This is a genomic window from Bacillus sp. 01N45 (assembly GCF_056399205.1).
The window spans coordinates 1-16649 of the sequence record NZ_JBFTQW010000024.1 but is presented as its reverse complement, the minus strand read 5'-3'; the positions used below and the strand labels follow the sequence as shown (position 1 = coordinate 16649).

The window sequence follows — 16649 nt, the reverse complement described above, 5'->3', positions numbered from 1 at the left end:
ATAAACATTTCTTCTTTTTAACACCATATTGTCAATGTCATGTCAACTTTAATCAGAATGATGTTGATAACAAAAGAAAATAATCACTTAACATGTTAATCTTAGTTAACATGTTAATAACAAACATGGGATAAAAAATCAGTTATCTTTTCAGCGGTATCAACATGAGATTGATAGTTTTATGTTGTTTCTTTTTATATCTTACTAGCATTGAAATATTTTCAATGCTAGTTTATTAATTAACATACTTCCGTAAAATCTGTTTCAATGGACTAATGTTCAACTAGTATAGATCTTGAAGTTTAGATAGGTATAAACATTTTTGATAAGTATCCGCTTGTTAATGTTAATCGATGAATACTAGTGATAAAGTTGGCACGTTTCATTTAACATGTTAATTTCACTTGATATGTCAATGTCAAATGTGGAGAAGATGTATTGATTTTCTGTGGATATTGACATGAGATTGATAATTATATGATTGTTTACAAAAATACATTATGGTAAACTGTAATGCGTTTAATAGCGCAATTAATTGGTTAGTAGGGAATATACTGTATCAAAAAAATTCAGCAGAGAAACATTAATGAACCGTTAATAACAGGGATCCTTATAGCTTGGTAAATATAGATTGCTAAAATAGCATCTGATTCTGAAGAAGTTCTTGCTTCAAAGAGCCCAAAAGGGGTTAAGGAGTGAGATGCTCATGTATAATTATGGTGTGGAGTTTAATAAAATCTGGAGATTATTTGATTAAATTTAGAATTTTTAGTATATTCTTATTATAGCTTGTAAATTTTTTTATTTTCTAGTGATTACATAAAGCCCTTCGGGTTACGGATTAAATTACACGTTTGTGTGGTATTTAACCTCCGTATCCCAAAGGGCTTTTTTATTTGATTAAGGAAAAAGGAGATATGTGATGTCAATTGAAAGGTTAGCAGCAAGTAGAGTATTAAGACCAGTGAGAAGCATGAATAAGGGGCGTAATGAGAGATGGTTTGAATATTATAGAACAACATGCCCTATATGTGGTAAGCAAGGATGGTGCATGGTTAATGATTCTGAATCCAAAATAATATGCGGACGAATTTCATCAGAAACAAAATTCGGGGAAGCAGGCTATTTACATATAGTAGCTGAAGATCAAAAAAGGGGATATGACTTTTCTCAAGATCAGATGATTAAGGAACATAGGAAGAAAAATGATTACACCCTTGATATTATTTACACTTTATTCCTAGAATTTCTAGACGTGCGAGATGAACATATTAAAATGTTAAGGGGATCAAAACGCAGGATTACAAGAGAAGTTATAAATGTTAGAAATTACAAAAGTTTTCCTCTTAAACCTTGGGATACTACGAAAGAGCTAATAAAAAAAGTAGGGGGGAAAACAAGCTATATTGTTGGAATTCCAGGATTTTATGCAAAAGAAACAAAGGATGGAAGATATTTCACGTTTGCAGGAAGGAGAGATTCTTTATTAATACCTCAGAGAAATATATATAATCAGATATGCGGTTTTCAATGTAGAATTGATAATCCTGAATATATGACAGTTGTAAAAAATTATAAACCAAGCTTTAAGGCAGAAGTTATTGAGCAACCCAATACTATAGAGGTGACCTATGAAATTAATGGGAAGATAGAGTCTATATTTAAAGGTGAAATCGATGTTAAAGAATGGTATGAAATTAATTATGAAGGTGAAAAATTAGGTGAAGTACAATTAAAGTTAGAAAGTAAATATATTTGGATCAGCTCAGGTGGGAAATTCCATGGAACAGGAGCTGGGAAACCATTGCCAATACATGTAGCAGTACCTAGTCGAGAGTTGAAAAGTTTGGAACGTGGAGAATTAATAAAAAAGGATAATGTATGGATTTCAGAAGGTAGTCTAAAGTGTGCGAAACGTTCCACTATAACTGCGTAATGCAGGAAATGTGGGGATATATTCGGTGAATATATCTAACTATTTACTCGAATTATTAGGTAAAATTCCTAATCACGATGAATGAACAAATTTCGTGTCTATAATACTCCAACATGCGGTATAAACTGTAAATTATACGGTATGAAGCTTGGGGAAGTCGTAATTCAAGTAACCTAAAACCTTGTGTCACGGTGAAAGTAATGCGGTAGTCCTTAAAAACGACCTATGATGAGGAAACGAACCCATGTATGAACTGTCGTGACTGCCTAGTCCTGAAAAGGACGGAATGTAAATGGTATCTGCTCTACTTTATAGCGGAATACTCAAACTACTTGAAATGGTAGTTTGCTATGGAAACAATTGTTCATTAAATCCAATAGATTTACCGGCAGAGAGTGGGCATCTAAGGGTACGTAAAAGAAGGGATAGAGTAAATGGAACGTTTGAAAGCTATGTGATGGATGGATTACAGTCCAAATGAAGCACGTAGCTGGCAGAGGTGTCATAGTAGTGTTAATCGTTGGCTCAATGACGTTACTATAAGGATTCTTCCGAAGTGTAGCATAGAGGAAAAACCAACGGGAGCGAAGGACACCAGTCGATAATCTAATACTACTTAACTTATCAACGTCCAGACGAGGTTTATCCGAGTAAACAGCTAATTCATGATAACCAACACTTCAATCTTCAGAATGAAGTAGGTGATTCATTGAAGGTACAAAGACGGTTGATTAAATCAGAACATGACCTAACGAAATTAATAGATGAAATGCACTTGGTAGCGAAAGAAGGCGGTCACTTTTTTGGTATTGCAGAAATGTTTACTAATGAAGAAGTTATAAAAACCGCGATTCATAAAATCAAGAGCAATCAAGGAAGCAAAACGGCAGGCGTAGATGGTAAAACGATCGATGATTACTTACAAATGGATAAAGACGAACTGATCAAATTTATTAGTAGTCATATAGAAAATTATGAACCTAAGCCTGTCAAACGAATTTATATTCCTAAAGGCAATAGCAAAACCAATGATAAATCCCAAATGCGCCCACTAGGCATTCCAACCATGATTGACCGTATTATACAAGAGTTAGTTAGAATGTTTATTGAACCTATTGCAGAAGCCAAATTCTACAATCATAGTTACGGATTTAGACCATATAGAAGTACTGAACACGCTCTAGCAAGAATGAGGGATGTGGCACGTAGAAGTAAGACTTTTTGGATTGTAGAAGGTGACATAAAGGGGTATTTCGATAATATTAACCATAACAAGCTAATTGAAATTATGTGGAATATGGGAATAAAAGATAAAAGGCTGTTAGCAATAATTAAAAAAATATTGAAAGCGGGATATGTCGAAAATGGACAATTCCACAAAACGACTAAAGGTACTCCACAAGGAGGCATAATTAGCCCGCTGCTAGCAAACATTTATCTAAACGGATTTGATTGGTTTATTGCTAAGGAGTATGAATTTCATCCTTATACCGATAGATACCAAACACGAAGAGCAGCCTATCAGAAACTTAAAAAGGATGGTCACGAACCTACTTACTTAGTTAGATACGCTGATGATTGGGTAATTCTTACAACAAGCGAGAGTAATGCTAGGAGACTTCCTAGTAAAGCACAGAAATACCTAAAACACAAGATGAAACTTGAATTGTCTACGGAGAAAACTCTTATAACTGACCTTCGTGTCAGACCGGTTACATTCTTATCGTATGATATGAGATTCGGTTTAACAAAAGAGAACAAATATGCTCCGTTACTTTATCCGAACATGAAAGCAGTTAATAAGGCGATAAAAGAAATTAAAAGCTACGTCAAAAAGTTAAGATATAGCCCAAATGATGAATGGTTTGCCACAAATATTGAAAAAATCAATGAAAAGTTAGTTGGCATTAGTAACTATTTCAACAAAGGGATTAGTAAGAAAACTCTTAGCAAAATTGACAACAAAATATTCTGGGGAATGCTGAAGTCGTTTAAATCGTATTTCAAATATGAGAAAAATACTACACTCATGGAAAACCACTATGTACCACTAAATACAGTTGGTAATAGGAGAGTAAGACATGAGAAGTATAATTGGAAAACTTTCGCCATTGAAATAGATAACATTAAAATAGGTGCTACTAAATGTGCGATAACGCCAGTGCAATACTCCAGAAATTTCAACCAAGAAATGACGCCTTTTACCGCTGAAGGTAGAAAATTATATGCGCAAAGGATGGAAAAGACACTTCCACTATGTAGACCAACAATATACAAAGCTGACGAACTTTATATAGCCCATAAAGATAAAAACAGGATAATGACTAATTTCGAGTTCATCATGAATAAGGATTATGCGTATAACAGGGACAAAGGGAAGTGTAGGGCATGTGGATGTTTCTTATATGGAAAAGGAAACTGCCATCATAAAAATCCCAAATTACCCCTAAATGAAGTCAATAAGGTTAATAATTTAATCTCGCTTTGTACAGAATGCCACAAACTCGTGCATAACAAGCAAGCTATCGAAGGGAACGCTAAAAGAGTTAGGTTAATTGAAAAGCTGAGGAAAAATATTAAAAGTTAAGGGTATTACAATGACTATCGCGAGGTGGCTCATTGTCCATAAGAACAGATTACCGATGGCAAGCCGTATGCGGTGAAAATCGCACGTACGGTTTTGAGTGGGGGAAAAGATGGAGATTATTTCAAAGTCTTACCTATCACTATCTGATATTGCTGCAGAAAACTTAGACGAGCTTCTAACAAATGAGGAAAAAGTAATGTATGGTACCACAGTTGTATCAATACCTGGGGTTAAAGTATGGAGAATATTAATTGAACCATTAAAAAAAATGGGAGTTAAACAGGCGACGTTTGCTTTAGATATGGATATGGTTACAAATTCAGATGTTCAGCGGTCGTTATTAGAATGTGCGCAAGCGCTTTATCAAGAAGGGATAAGTATTAATTTTGCAAGTTGGGATATTAATCTTGGAAAGGGGCTAGATGATTTACTGTTAAACGATTATATTCCAGCAATAGAGAAAGTGAGATAAACGCCATTTAAATTGTAATAAGTTAAAAAACATATTAATAGGGGATAGAAATGATTAATTACTTTTCTATACCGTAACTAGAATGAGTGGTTTTTATAAAATCGAAATTTCTATGTTAATTATACAAAAATTACATATGAGATTCGAGGAAATATAAATTTGGAAGCTTTAAAGGTAAATTTATTTTTTACTCTTTCTAAACGGATGTTTTGTATAGAAGAATATAAAACATCTATTATTTTATACGTGTTCTTGATAGTCATCAGGGTTTAAATTGTATATAAACCTTGATGATTATCAAGATTTATATAAATATAATTAGTTTAATCATAAGGAAATGATGGCTATTTTAATATCTCGGTAATTTTTTGAAATTTTTAGAATAATTCATTTTACATTTTGTTATAATCCTATATCATATACATACAGGAGAAATTTGGAAGGGTTTTAGGGCGAAGTTTCGTATCTATGTAATATCGATAGTAGTTTTTAATTACTAAATAATACTATTCATGTATACGAGGTGAAACAAATGAGGAGACGAGTAAGTGAGAAGAAAACGAAAGAACAGTTTTTATATGAAAGAAGAAGACAATTAGAAATAATGGAAGGTATTAGTAGCATCTGCAAAGGATGCGATATTTATATAGAATTGAGAAAAACGAAAGCACATAAAGAAGTTGCCAATACATGTGCAAGGAATTGTAAGTTGATTAGTAACGTACAAAAGGAGACACAGATGTTTTTAGAAACAATTCGATAAAATGAGAAGGGAGGGAAGTAACAGTTGAAATAAATCTATAAAACTTTATAAAAGACCCTCTAATTATTATAAAGTTTAAGTAATAATAATTAGAGAGGTGATATAGATGAAGTACTATTCCATAGGTGAATTTGCTGATTTAATAGGAAAGACAACTCAAACGTTAAGAAACTGGGATAAACAAAATGTTTTTAAACCACATCACGTAACGGATAGTGGTTATCGATATTACTCACAAGAACAACTTAATCACTTCTTGGGTATTAAAGGTGAAATGCAGTTAAACAAAATAGTGATAGGATACTGTAGAGTTAGCTCTCATAAACAGAAAGATGATTTGGAAAGACAAATTGATAACGTAAAAACGTATATGTTTGCTAAAGGCTATCAATTTGAAATCATCACTGATATAGGAGGTGGGATTAACTATAATTAAAAGGGATTAAATGAACTAATTGATAAGGTCACTAATTCGGAAGTAGAAAAGATTGTTATTCTTTATAAAGATCGGTTAATTCAATTTGGGTATGAATTAATCGAAAACCTATGTAATAAATATGGAATGACTATTGAGGTCATTGACCATACAAAAAAGACCGAGGAACAAGAATTAGTAGAAGATTTAATTCAGATTGTCACTGTTTTCAGCTGTAGATTGCAAGGCAAAAGAGCCAATAAAGCCAAGAAGATGATTAAGGAGTTGATGAAAAGTGATACTTGCGAGGAAAGTAAGAATAAGACCAAATAAAGAACAAGAACATCAACTTTGGAAATCCGTTGGAACAGCCCGATGGTAAATTTCTATCTGACGGCCTCCTTCGTAAAGAATTAACCGTTCTGAAACAAACAGAAGAATATGTATGGCTATACGAAGACATTACAAAGCAAGCGATCAAAGATGCTTGTGAAGCATATAAGCGATTCTTCAAGGGACTGGCTAATAAACCATGTTTCAAAAGCAGAAGAAAATCCAAGCCGTCTTTTTACAACGATAATGTGAAATTGAAAGTTCGAAATAACGAAGTGTTGATTGAAAAAGTTGGATGGATGAAAATTTCAGAATCATTACCAGTCGATGTAAAGTATACGAATCCACGTATTCATTTCGACGGAAAGTATTGGTATTTGTCCGTTGGCGTAGAAAACGAGTGTCCCAAAATAGAATTAACAGACGTCTCACTAGGCATTGATGTTGGTGTGAAGGAACTGGCTGTTTGCTCGGATGGAGAGAAAAAGAAAAATATCAACAAAACACAAACAGTAAAAAAGGTAGAGAAACGACTTCGTAGGTTGCAACGTCAAGTTTCTCGCAAATATGAAATAAATAAGGAGGGAAACCGTTTCATCAAAACCGGCAACATTATAAAAGTCAAAAAGAAAATACAACACTTGCATAGAAGGTTGACCAATATCAGAACAAATTATCTTCATCAAGTCACGAAAGATATCGTGAAAACCAAGCCATATCGAATCGTGATGGAAACCTTGAACATCAAAGGAATGATGAAGAATAAGCACTTGTCTAAAGCTATTGCAAAACAATGTTTATATGAGCTTAAGCGACAAATTCAATATAAAAGCGAAAAATACGGTATTGAATTTATTGAAGCTGATAAATGGTATCCATCTTCTAAGATGTGTTCAAGTTGTGGAAGCATCAAGAAAGATCTAAAGCTATCTGATCGCATATACAAATGTGCTTGTAGTCATATCATAGATCGGGATTTGAATGCAGCCATCAACTTGTCACGTTATAAATTAGCCAATTAACACCTAAACGTTATGGCTAATATGTAGGATGCGTTGTATCCGAATTTACGCCCTCGGAGAGTTATATCAAACGGTAGTAGCTTTCGCAAAACTGGACTCGTAGAACAGGGAAATAAACAAACTTTATAGACTTTTATAAGGTTTTGGCAACGGAATAGGTATGAATCCATCATATAGCAGCTTGAATCGCGATGATTCATTAAATAAAACTATAACTATAACACAAGGTTCTACTGCAAGAAGTATTAAGCCAATGGCTAATCTAGAAGGAAACACTTTTGAAATTAAGGGAATTGGGAATTATAAGGTACTATCAAAACAAGAAAGTTTAAAATTATTTCAGCGGTACAAACATGGTGAAAAGGATCTACGTGATTATTTGTTTCATGTGAATGTAGGACTAGTATTATCTATTGCAAGAAAGTACAAAAACAAGCACCCTGATATAGAGTTTGATGATCTGGTTCAAGAAGGTAATGAGGGAATGTTACGGGCAATGGAAGATTTTAATCCGGCTTTAGGTTATTGCTTTTCCACGTACGCTTTTTGGTGGATACAAAAAAGTATGTTAGGAATTATATGTAAAAAAAAGTCTGGGCCTTTTAAAATCCCTAATTCTGTGAATCAATTTAATTTAAGATATGTCGAGTTAGAAGATAAATATCTACAAATGTACAACAGAACCCCTTCAGTGGAAGAAGTAGTAAAAGAGTTAAATGTAACTAGCGAAACAGTCATTAGGCACAACGTATATTATAAGCGAGCTACTAATATGACTTTGGATATAGATACAATAAATGAAGATATAGGTATATCAAATCCATTCTATGATGATAGTTCAGCAATTCCGTCAACAAATGAGATGGTAATTGAGGACTTAAATTACGAGATATGGTTAATATTTGATGAAGTATTAAACCCAAAGCAAAAGATGGTACTAAATCTATGTTTTGGTCTTCTAGATGGTAAAGTGTATTTGCATAAAGAAATTGCAAAAGCACTTATGATAACAACTGAAAGAGTGTCACAAATAAAGGATGAAGCAATTAAAAAATTGAAGAAATGTGACTATAAAGATGAAATTTTTAATCTACTACATGAAAAGTTGAAAGTAATGGATGAACTTAATATGGCGTGAAAATATATATTCATATTTATCGGAATATACAGTATAATGAGTGGGTTGTATCTTTTTCTATCTAAAATCTGGATACAAAGTGATGTATTAAGGGTATAACATGCACTTCGAACTTCTCACCACTTAACGTCCTTACGGACTGTTTGAAGTGGGAGATTCCTGCGAACACCGATGTATCCACCGGTTATCTTAGCATGCTCTGCCCGTAGTCCCTACAGTGAAAACATAAGTATCTTGTACGTTGACTCACCACGTTTCCTACTTTAGCTTGGTTTTCGCAACTTCGGCAAACGTGGGGCGCAAGAACGTTGAAGATATGAGGTTGGTTGCAACATTTTTCTGCAACCAACCTCATATCTTCAGTTTTCAAAGAGCAATCTGTACAAGTATATGGTAGTAAACATGTTGGCTTATGCCAAGCGACATTCATCTCCCGCCTAAAATTGGTGTTTCATACTCTCACATTTTAAGGAAGGAGTTTTCTGTCGGAAAACGATAAACTCAATAGATGATAAATAAAAAAGGATAAATGGGTGCTACCTATTTATCCTTTTTTTTATTTATCATGCTTAAAAAAATAATATTATCTCTAATTTTCCTTAGTTTTTCTGTAGAAATATCTCATGATTAATTATGAAGGATGAATAATTTAATTACTCTCATTAATGAGGTACCGATAGAAAGGAGGCCATTGTTGTTATATGCAAAATAATAGAAAAAGAAACGTAATTAAGGAAAGGATTAGACAAGAAAAAGAACGACGAGAACGATTACTAGCAGAGGAAGAAGAACAATATGAGGATATCTATAAAGATCCAATAAGTGAGCAAATACAAAAAGAGCATTTAGAACAACCGCAGAACCAACGTGAAGAAAGTGTAAATGTAAATTTACCTAAAAATGAATCTTCAAATAGTAACCCAGCTCTTGATTGGATTACTACAATTCAAAAACAGGCAGGCACTTCTGAAAATGATTTAAAAATAGAAGAGACAGAGGAAGAAGCAAGGGAACGTGAAGAAGCGGAAGCCCGTAGAAAAGCAGAAGAAGAAGCAAGAAAACAGGCAGAAGCGGAAGCCCGTAGAAAAGTAGAGGCAGAAGCAAGGAAACTTGAAGAAGTAGAAGCCCGTAGAAAGGAAGAGGAAGAAGCAAGAAAACAGGCAGAAGTAGAAGCCCGTAGAAAAGCAGAGGAAGAAGCAAGAAAACAGGCAGAAGTAGAAGCCCGTAGAAAAGCAGAGGAAGAAGCAAGAAAACAGGCAGAAGTAGAAGCCCATAGAAAAGCAGAAGAAGAAGAAAGGGAACGTGAAGAAGTAGAAGCCCGTAGAAAGGCAGAGGAAGAAGCAAGGAAGCGTGAAGAAGCGGAAGCGCGTAGAAAAGCGGAGGAAGAAGCAAGAAAACGAGCAGAAGCGGAAGCCCGTAGAAAAGCAGAGGAAGAAGCAAGGAAACAGGCAGAAGCACAACGGAAGGAAGAAGAGAAAAAACTTGAGGAAGTAAGAAAAAGAAGACTAGAGGAAGAAAAGAAAATAAAAGATGCACGACAAAAAATAGTTGTGGCTAAAAGCGAACCCAAAAGTGATGAAATTAATTTAAATAATGAAAGAAATCAACCAAATGAAACTAAATTTGAACAAGAAGAGAAAGTCGCAATCGATAAAAAAGGAATCTTAAATAATATGAAAAAATATAAGTACGCTATTATAGGAGTCGCATCAATTGTTTTATTAGTAGTAGCAGGTTTTGCCTTTAGCGATATGAAAAATTCACAGGCTGCATCTGCAAATAATGTAAATAGTTTGGAAGTTAATGCGAATCTAATAAATGGGTTAAGGTTATCTGCAGTTCAAAAGTATCAAGATGCTGCCTTGGAATTTGATAAAGTCGATTATAAAAAATTAGGAAAAGAAGATAAAAAGGCGGTTTTATTTACGTATCTATTGAGTGGTAAAGCACAGAAGGCAATTGACTTAGAACAAGATTTTGCAGAATCAGTAGTTTCATATTATATAGCTGTAGATAATTTGAAAAAAGTAAAAGAATTAAAAACAAAAAATCCACTAATTAATTTTGAAATTGCTGCATTAAATAACAAGCACGAAGAAGTTATCAAATTAAGAGATCAAGTGCCACTAGATGGAAGAAGAGAAGGAATTATTGTTAATAGTTATTTGAAATTAAATAAATCCGAGGAAGCTAAAAAGTTTGCTCAAAAGGTTGGAAATAAAGATTTACTCGAAAAAATTAATAATTCTACACCTAATAGTTCTGCTACTTCTGTAGCAACTATAAGTGCAGGTTAGGTAATAGGGAGGAATTGATTGTGCCTTTAGATTATTCGAAAATTTTAAAGAAAGTGTTACTTACGACTACTGTAACTACCTTAAGTGTTGGGGTAGTTACAGGCTGCTCACTGTTTTCTTCTGAAAAGAAGAGCACTAAAACAGCATCAGTATCTAAAAAGAAAAAGGATAGTGAAAAAGAAAAGAAAAAAGATGAGAAAAAAGAAGAAAGTAAGAATGAACCGACTGAAAATCTAAATACTAATGACTTTGATGAAATCATTGATAATGCAAAACGTAGCTCTGACCAAAATTTAGCCGGTATCATTGAAAATAACAAAACCAAAAAGAAATTTGATGACTTAACAGATTCAATTGCAACCGCAGCTATAAACTCAGATCGAAACTTAGCATCAGTTATTGACGGTGATAAAGCAAGTAATCGTTTTTCTGATTTAAATAATTCAATAGCATCAGCAACAAACAATCCTTCTGTCTCGGATAATAAGGATAGTAAGAACTTTGTATTTGGTGGCGATCTAAATATTAATGATGGTGTGGCTATTGCAGATAACTCAATACCTCCAACTAATAATGATAAAAAGCCATCTACTTCGGGTGACACTAGTGGCGGGGAAGTGAAACCGCCAACAGGTGGTGAAGGTAATAATGGAGGCGGTACAAAACCACCAACAGGCGGAGAAGGTAATGATGGTGGAGGCGGTACAAAACCACCAACAGGCGGAGATGGTAACGATGGTGGTACAACAAAACCAGAAAAGGATACAGTGGCACCAGTAATTACAGCGAAACAAGGTGTAACTGTTTATGTAGGAGATAGTTTAAATGCAGGAGATTTGGTAGACGTAAGAGATAATAAAGATCCAAACCCAGTAGTAACAGTGGGAGCGTACGATACAAGTAAAGCAGGGGCAATTCAAGTAACAGTAACGGCAACAGATGCATCAGGAAATAGCTCAAGTACAACAGTAACCGTCAGCATAGTAGAAAAAGAGGAAGAAAAGGATACAGAAGCACCAGTAATTACAGCGAAACAAGGTGTAACCGTTTATGTAGGAGATAGCTTAAATGCAGGAGATTTGGTAGACGTAAGAGATAATAAAGATCCAAACCCAGTAGTAACAGTAGGAGCGTACGACACAAGTAAGGCAGGAGAAATTCAAGTAACAGTAACAGCAACAGATGCATCAGGAAATAGCTCAAGTACAACGGTAACCGTCAAAGTAGTAGAAAAAGAAGAGGAAAAAGATACAGAAGCACCAGTAATTACAGCGAAGCAAGGTGTGACAGTACATGTAGGGGATAGTCTAAATGTAGGAGATTTAGTAGAAGTAAAAGATAATATAGACCCAAATCCAGTAGTAACAGTGGGAGCATATGATACAAGTAAGCCAGGTACAATATCAGTTCAAGTAACGGCAGCTGATAATGCGGGTAACAGCTCAACTGCAACGGTAACAGTAAAAGTAGTAGAAAAGGAAGAAGAGAAGGATACGGAAGCACCAGTAATAACAGCGAAACAAGGTGTAACCGTACATGTGGGAGATAAATTAAGTCCAGGAAGTTTAGTGAATGTAAAAGATAATAAAGATTTAAATCCATTAGTAACAGTAGGAGCATATGATACAAGTAAGCCAGGCGCAATATCAGTTCAAGTAACGGCAACCGATAAGGCAGGAAACAGCTCAACTGCAACAGTAAATGTGGTAGTTCTTGAGAAAGAAAAGCCAGAGCAAAAAACAGCTGAAACAACATTTAAAGAACAAGGTAATGGATTACTTGCAGCAAATTCTAATGATGTAGCTAAATAGGTTTTTACCAAAATGATAATATGGTAAAAGTAAAGGATCTCAACTACTAGTAGGGATTCTTTTTTTATTAATTAATATACGGAAAATTCTATTATTTTATCTTGTAATGGATTTATACTATTTTCTTAAAACTTCCCAAGTCTATTGAATGGCTTATAGCGTAGAACCGCCTTGCCTTCTATATTATTCAAAGGTATAAAGCCTATTTCTTTAAATCTCCTATCTAAACTTTCCTCACGATTATCTCCTAATACAAAAATTGTATCATTCGGAACCCTATCGAAACCGTAAATACTTTTTAATGAAAAATCAGCTGTCTTACCTTTTGAGTATAGATCTTTTACCACAAGTCCATTTATATAAAGCTGTTTTGATTTATATTCTATTGTATCTACAGGTAAACCAATTACTCTTTTTATAATTGTTTTATTATTAGAAGTGTTTTCTAGGGGGGAATTAACAACAACTATATCAAATCTTTGCAGAGCTTCTATTGAATGGATGAAGTGATTAATTAAAACCTTATCATTATTGAATAAGGAGTTTCCCATAGAAACCCCAGAAACCTTATATGGAAAAAAACGAACTGTCTTAGTAAAAGCAAGGTAATATCAATTATAAAGATTGATATTGGAAAAACAGAAATTAGACGTTTTTTCAATTTAAGATCAAATTCCATTCTGAAGGTTTATAATATTCATCATAACGTATATTTAATGAATTGAATATTCTGAATATGGTTGTTTTTGTAGGTGTAATTTGTTAAAATTAAGTATACCTTTTTTAAATTTCGATTTTTTATATCTATAACTACTATAGCCCTTTCGGGGTTTCGATTTTCAAAGATAGTTTAAGTTTTTTACTTTTACTTTCTTTTTAAATACAACTCCGAAAAGGGCTTTTTTGCATTTTTTGGAGAACATCACAATGTGAAAGGATGAAGACTTTATGAAGATTAAGAGATTATTTTTAATGTTAGGCGTTTTAGCTATGATGTTTGTTTTTTATAACACCTTTATAAAGGATGAACCTCAAACAGAAGCGTTAACACCAATCAAAGTAGAAGATTTGAAAGAAAAAATTCAATACGATTATTTGTTTGAAGATGAATTATCACAAAATGTGATTAACGACTTAGGAGGGCAATTCAAATTAATATTTGATGATATTGATAAGAATGGCCACTTAACTATTTATCAAAAAAAAGAGAACTAGAAATGTTTTTAGGAAATCATGTAACAACTGTAGAATTAGCTGATGAATTTACATCAGATTATTTTAGTACAAATAAGAATTACAAAGTTACTTATAAAAGTAAACCAAGTCTATTTAATTATGAAAAACCAAGAACTATTACAAAAGTCAAAAAAGGATTGTTTTTGGTAAAACAAAACGGCTTAATTCTGGAATTTAAATATGTACCAGAAATAAATGGATTTCGAGTTTCTGAGATTACATATTTAAAATAAGAAAATATCGGGGGATTTACTATGTTATTACAAATCAGAACTGTTATTGCTGATGCATTAAGAATTGATGAAGAAGTGAATGGTTTTTTGAAGTATTGTGCTAAGCATGGAAAAATAGTTGGAAAAATAACACCAAGCGGATTCATAGAACGTGAACAAGGCCAACCGCTTTTGGTTATGGTAATCGAATATGAAGAGAAAAATTAACTGTAGTTATGAAAAAGATGAGGATTAATTCCTTGTCTTTTTTATTTTCTAAGAAAGGTGAATATATCGAGTATGAAAATAATAAAAAAAGTGGCCGTCTTTAATAACAAAGAATTCTCGAATTCTTTGTTAGAAATGAATAATCGGGAATCAGATGTGGCGGATTTAATGGCCCCATATTATTATTTCTTATTTAAGCGTAAGGTATTGTGGTTAGTACGTGAGACAGGAACTAGAATAATAAACTTATACAACTATGAAAATGAAGAGAATAAAAAAGTAGCATTTGAGATATTGGAATTCTATATTCATCAAAATTGTAGTGTAATCTACAGCATAATTGATGGCAGATTAAAAAATAAATAATAATCAGGCTTTTGAATTATTAGAAGGTGTAAAGGTATCAAAGAATTTGATTTGTTAACTTGAGAAAGTTAAATAACAAAATAAATTTTCTGAATTTAAAGATAAAACAAACTTCAATGTGATATAATTTAGTTGCATTTTTTTCTTTTTCTTTTTTATATCACTAATTACTTATAACCTTTCGGGTTAATGAAATTACACAAAAAGGAACTTTATGTTACTTTATTTCATTGTGTAAACAATTCATTTTCCTGGAAGGTTATTTGTTTTTGCCTGAAAGGTGTGATGCTATGTTATAGCAACTAATTATTAAATAGAAACTGCTGCTGCAATGTTAAAAGTTTTTCTAAAAGGGGTGCATATTATGTTGGTTACAGTAATTGTTTCAGTTGTGGCTGGTATGGTCTCAGGAATGGCTAGTCATTACATCACAAACAAAAAGTTTTTGTTGCCTCGTAAGAGCAAGCTTGCATTTCACCCGGGTTTCTTGGGAGAGATGTTTGTAGGAAGTATTGCTTCACTCGTTGGTGTTGCAATGTTTAACCCTGAAACAATGATGGATATTCTTAAGGTGAGTATTCTTGCTGGGATTTCAGGGCAAGCTTTCCTGCTGCACAATCGCTTGGCAACGGAACAAGTAAAAACCGACGAGATTCAGTCGATTTCAAAGAAATTGAACGAACTCGAAAAAAAGAATAAGGAATAATAGAGGAGTAATCTGGTATAAATAGAAATAGAGAGATGAGGAGATTTGGTTATGTAACGGCCAAATAAAGTGAGTTGAGTTGAGGTGAGCCCGATGTCTCGAAAGGAAGTTTTTGATTATCTAGATGATCAAGAAAAAGAAGATTTAGCAGAATGGACAGAAGAGCTTAAGAATGCTCAATCTACGAAAGCAGTCAAACTTTATTCAGATAAGATAAAGGAACTGCTAGGAAAGATTGAACAGCGAATGATTAGTTCAGGAGAGGAAGCAGCGACGGTTAGCTTCTAATTGAATAGCAAGATAAAAAGAGGCTGGTGGAGAATTAATCCATCAACCTCTTTTTATCCTATAAATATAAAAACATTTTCTCTTTATCATTTTAGCCAAAAAGACTCCTTCCTCAAGGAACGCGAAGTGAGTAGGTGGGAGATGAATTGGCTTCGAACAAGGGATGGCAGGAAGCCATCTTAATTGTTCGACATACAGAAGGTGTTACTTTACTATCTATCGAATATATGTTCTGTATAATGGTTATATACCGAAATGGAGGTGAATGAAATGATGATCAATAAAGCCTATAAGTTTCGTATCTATCCAAATCAAGCACAAGCAATTCTAATAAACAAGACGATTGGTTGTTCCCGCTTTGTATTCAATCATTTTCTATCCTTATGGGATCACGCATACAAAGAGACAGGAAAAGGCTTGACCTATGGTACATGCTCTGCCAAACTTCCTGCCATGAAGAAAGAGTTTGTTTGGCTGAAAGAAGTGGATAGTATTGCGATTCAGTCGTCTGTTCGCAACCTTGCCGATGCTTATACACGCTTTTTCAAAAAACAAAACAGCGCACCGCGCTTTAAATCTAAGAAAAACAACGTACAATCTTACACCACAAAACAAACAAATGAAAACATTTCTGTTGTAGGAAACAAGATAAAGTTGCCGAAACTAGGTCTTGTTCGATTTGCCAAAAGTCGCGAAGTAAAGGGACGTATTGTAAATGCTACAGTTAGACGGAACCCTTCTGGCAGATATTTTGTGTCACTATTAGTTGAAACAGAAGTACAAGAACTTCCGAAAACACATTCTTACATTGGGATAGATGTAGGACTAAAAGATTTCGC

General features: G+C 33.7%; 11 protein-coding genes and 6 pseudogenes. 16 read left to right on the top strand and 1 reads right to left on the bottom strand.

The annotated features are described in order from the left end of the window. Nucleotides 1-922: 922 nt before the first annotated feature. The 9 genes and pseudogenes from AC1DMU_RS28775 to AC1DMU_RS28735 form a co-directional block, all read left to right on the top strand. Nucleotides 923-1906, top strand: a pseudogene (locus tag AC1DMU_RS28775) (DNA primase); the annotation flags it as partial. 739 nt (nt 1907-2645) lie between these two features. Continuing rightward, entirely contained in the window at nt 2646-4523 is a 1878-nt protein-coding gene (gene ltrA / locus AC1DMU_RS28770) for a group II intron reverse transcriptase/maturase (protein WP_476941677.1), read from the top strand. A 103-nt stretch (nt 4524-4626) separates the two neighbouring features. Then, nucleotides 4627-4995 (top strand): annotated as a pseudogene (locus AC1DMU_RS28765) (DUF3854 domain-containing protein); the annotation flags it as partial. A 532-nt stretch (nt 4996-5527) separates the two neighbouring features. Then, nucleotides 5528-5758: a hypothetical protein gene (locus AC1DMU_RS28760; protein WP_476941676.1), complete on the top strand. Its 231-nt coding sequence runs from the start codon at nt 5528-5530 to the stop codon at nt 5756-5758. Nucleotides 5759-5864: 106 nt separating this feature from the next. Next, nucleotides 5865-6506 (top strand): annotated as a pseudogene (locus AC1DMU_RS28755) (IS607 family transposase). Continuing rightward, nucleotides 6469-7528, top strand: a pseudogene (locus tag AC1DMU_RS28750) (RNA-guided endonuclease InsQ/TnpB family protein). Before AC1DMU_RS28755 ends, AC1DMU_RS28750 begins: the two co-directional pseudogenes overlap by 38 nt. Before the next feature lie 160 nt (nt 7529-7688). Then, complete coding sequence (locus tag AC1DMU_RS28745) at nt 7689-8666, top strand: sigma-70 family RNA polymerase sigma factor (protein ID WP_215559282.1); 978 nt, start codon at nt 7689-7691, stop codon at nt 8664-8666. Between the two features lie 701 nt (nt 8667-9367). Next, entirely contained in the window at nt 9368-10963 is a 1596-nt protein-coding gene (locus tag AC1DMU_RS28740; protein ID WP_476941675.1) for a hypothetical protein, read from the top strand. Between the two features lie 20 nt (nt 10964-10983). Beyond that, complete coding sequence (locus tag AC1DMU_RS28735; RefSeq protein ID WP_476941674.1) at nt 10984-12774, top strand: adhesin; 1791 nt, start codon at nt 10984-10986, stop codon at nt 12772-12774. A 125-nt stretch (nt 12775-12899) separates the two neighbouring features. Here the strand turns inward: AC1DMU_RS28735 and lepB are convergent. Then, nucleotides 12900-13453 (bottom strand): annotated as a pseudogene (lepB, locus tag AC1DMU_RS28730) (signal peptidase I). Nucleotides 13454-13722: 269 nt separating this feature from the next. Here lepB and AC1DMU_RS28725 point away from each other — a divergent pair. From AC1DMU_RS28725 to AC1DMU_RS28695, 7 genes and pseudogenes are all read left to right on the top strand, one after another. Beyond that, nucleotides 13723-14243 (top strand): annotated as a pseudogene (locus AC1DMU_RS28725) (peptide ABC transporter ATP-binding protein). Between the two features lie 21 nt (nt 14244-14264). Further along, entirely contained in the window at nt 14265-14450 is a 186-nt protein-coding gene (locus tag AC1DMU_RS28720; protein ID WP_088062789.1) for a hypothetical protein, read from the top strand. 72 nt (nt 14451-14522) lie between these two features. Continuing rightward, nucleotides 14523-14816 (top strand): hypothetical protein, encoded by a 294-nt coding sequence (locus tag AC1DMU_RS28715; RefSeq protein ID WP_252196092.1) that lies wholly within the window; start codon nt 14523-14525, stop codon nt 14814-14816. A gap of 364 nt (nt 14817-15180) precedes the next feature. Continuing rightward, a complete protein-coding gene (locus AC1DMU_RS28710) occupies nt 15181-15522 on the top strand; it encodes a DUF4257 domain-containing protein (protein WP_088062788.1) in 342 nt (113 codons plus the stop codon). 93 nt (nt 15523-15615) lie between these two features. Continuing rightward, entirely contained in the window at nt 15616-15810 is a 195-nt protein-coding gene (locus AC1DMU_RS28705) for a hypothetical protein (RefSeq protein ID WP_000087398.1), read from the top strand. Nucleotides 15811-15956: 146 nt separating this feature from the next. Then, nucleotides 15957-16079: a hypothetical protein gene (locus AC1DMU_RS28700; protein WP_476941673.1), complete on the top strand. Its 123-nt coding sequence runs from the start codon at nt 15957-15959 to the stop codon at nt 16077-16079. A 1-nt stretch (nt 16080) separates the two neighbouring features. Further along, on the top strand, nt 16081-16649 hold a 569-nt coding region (locus AC1DMU_RS28695), incomplete at its 3' end, for an RNA-guided endonuclease TnpB family protein (RefSeq protein ID WP_476941672.1).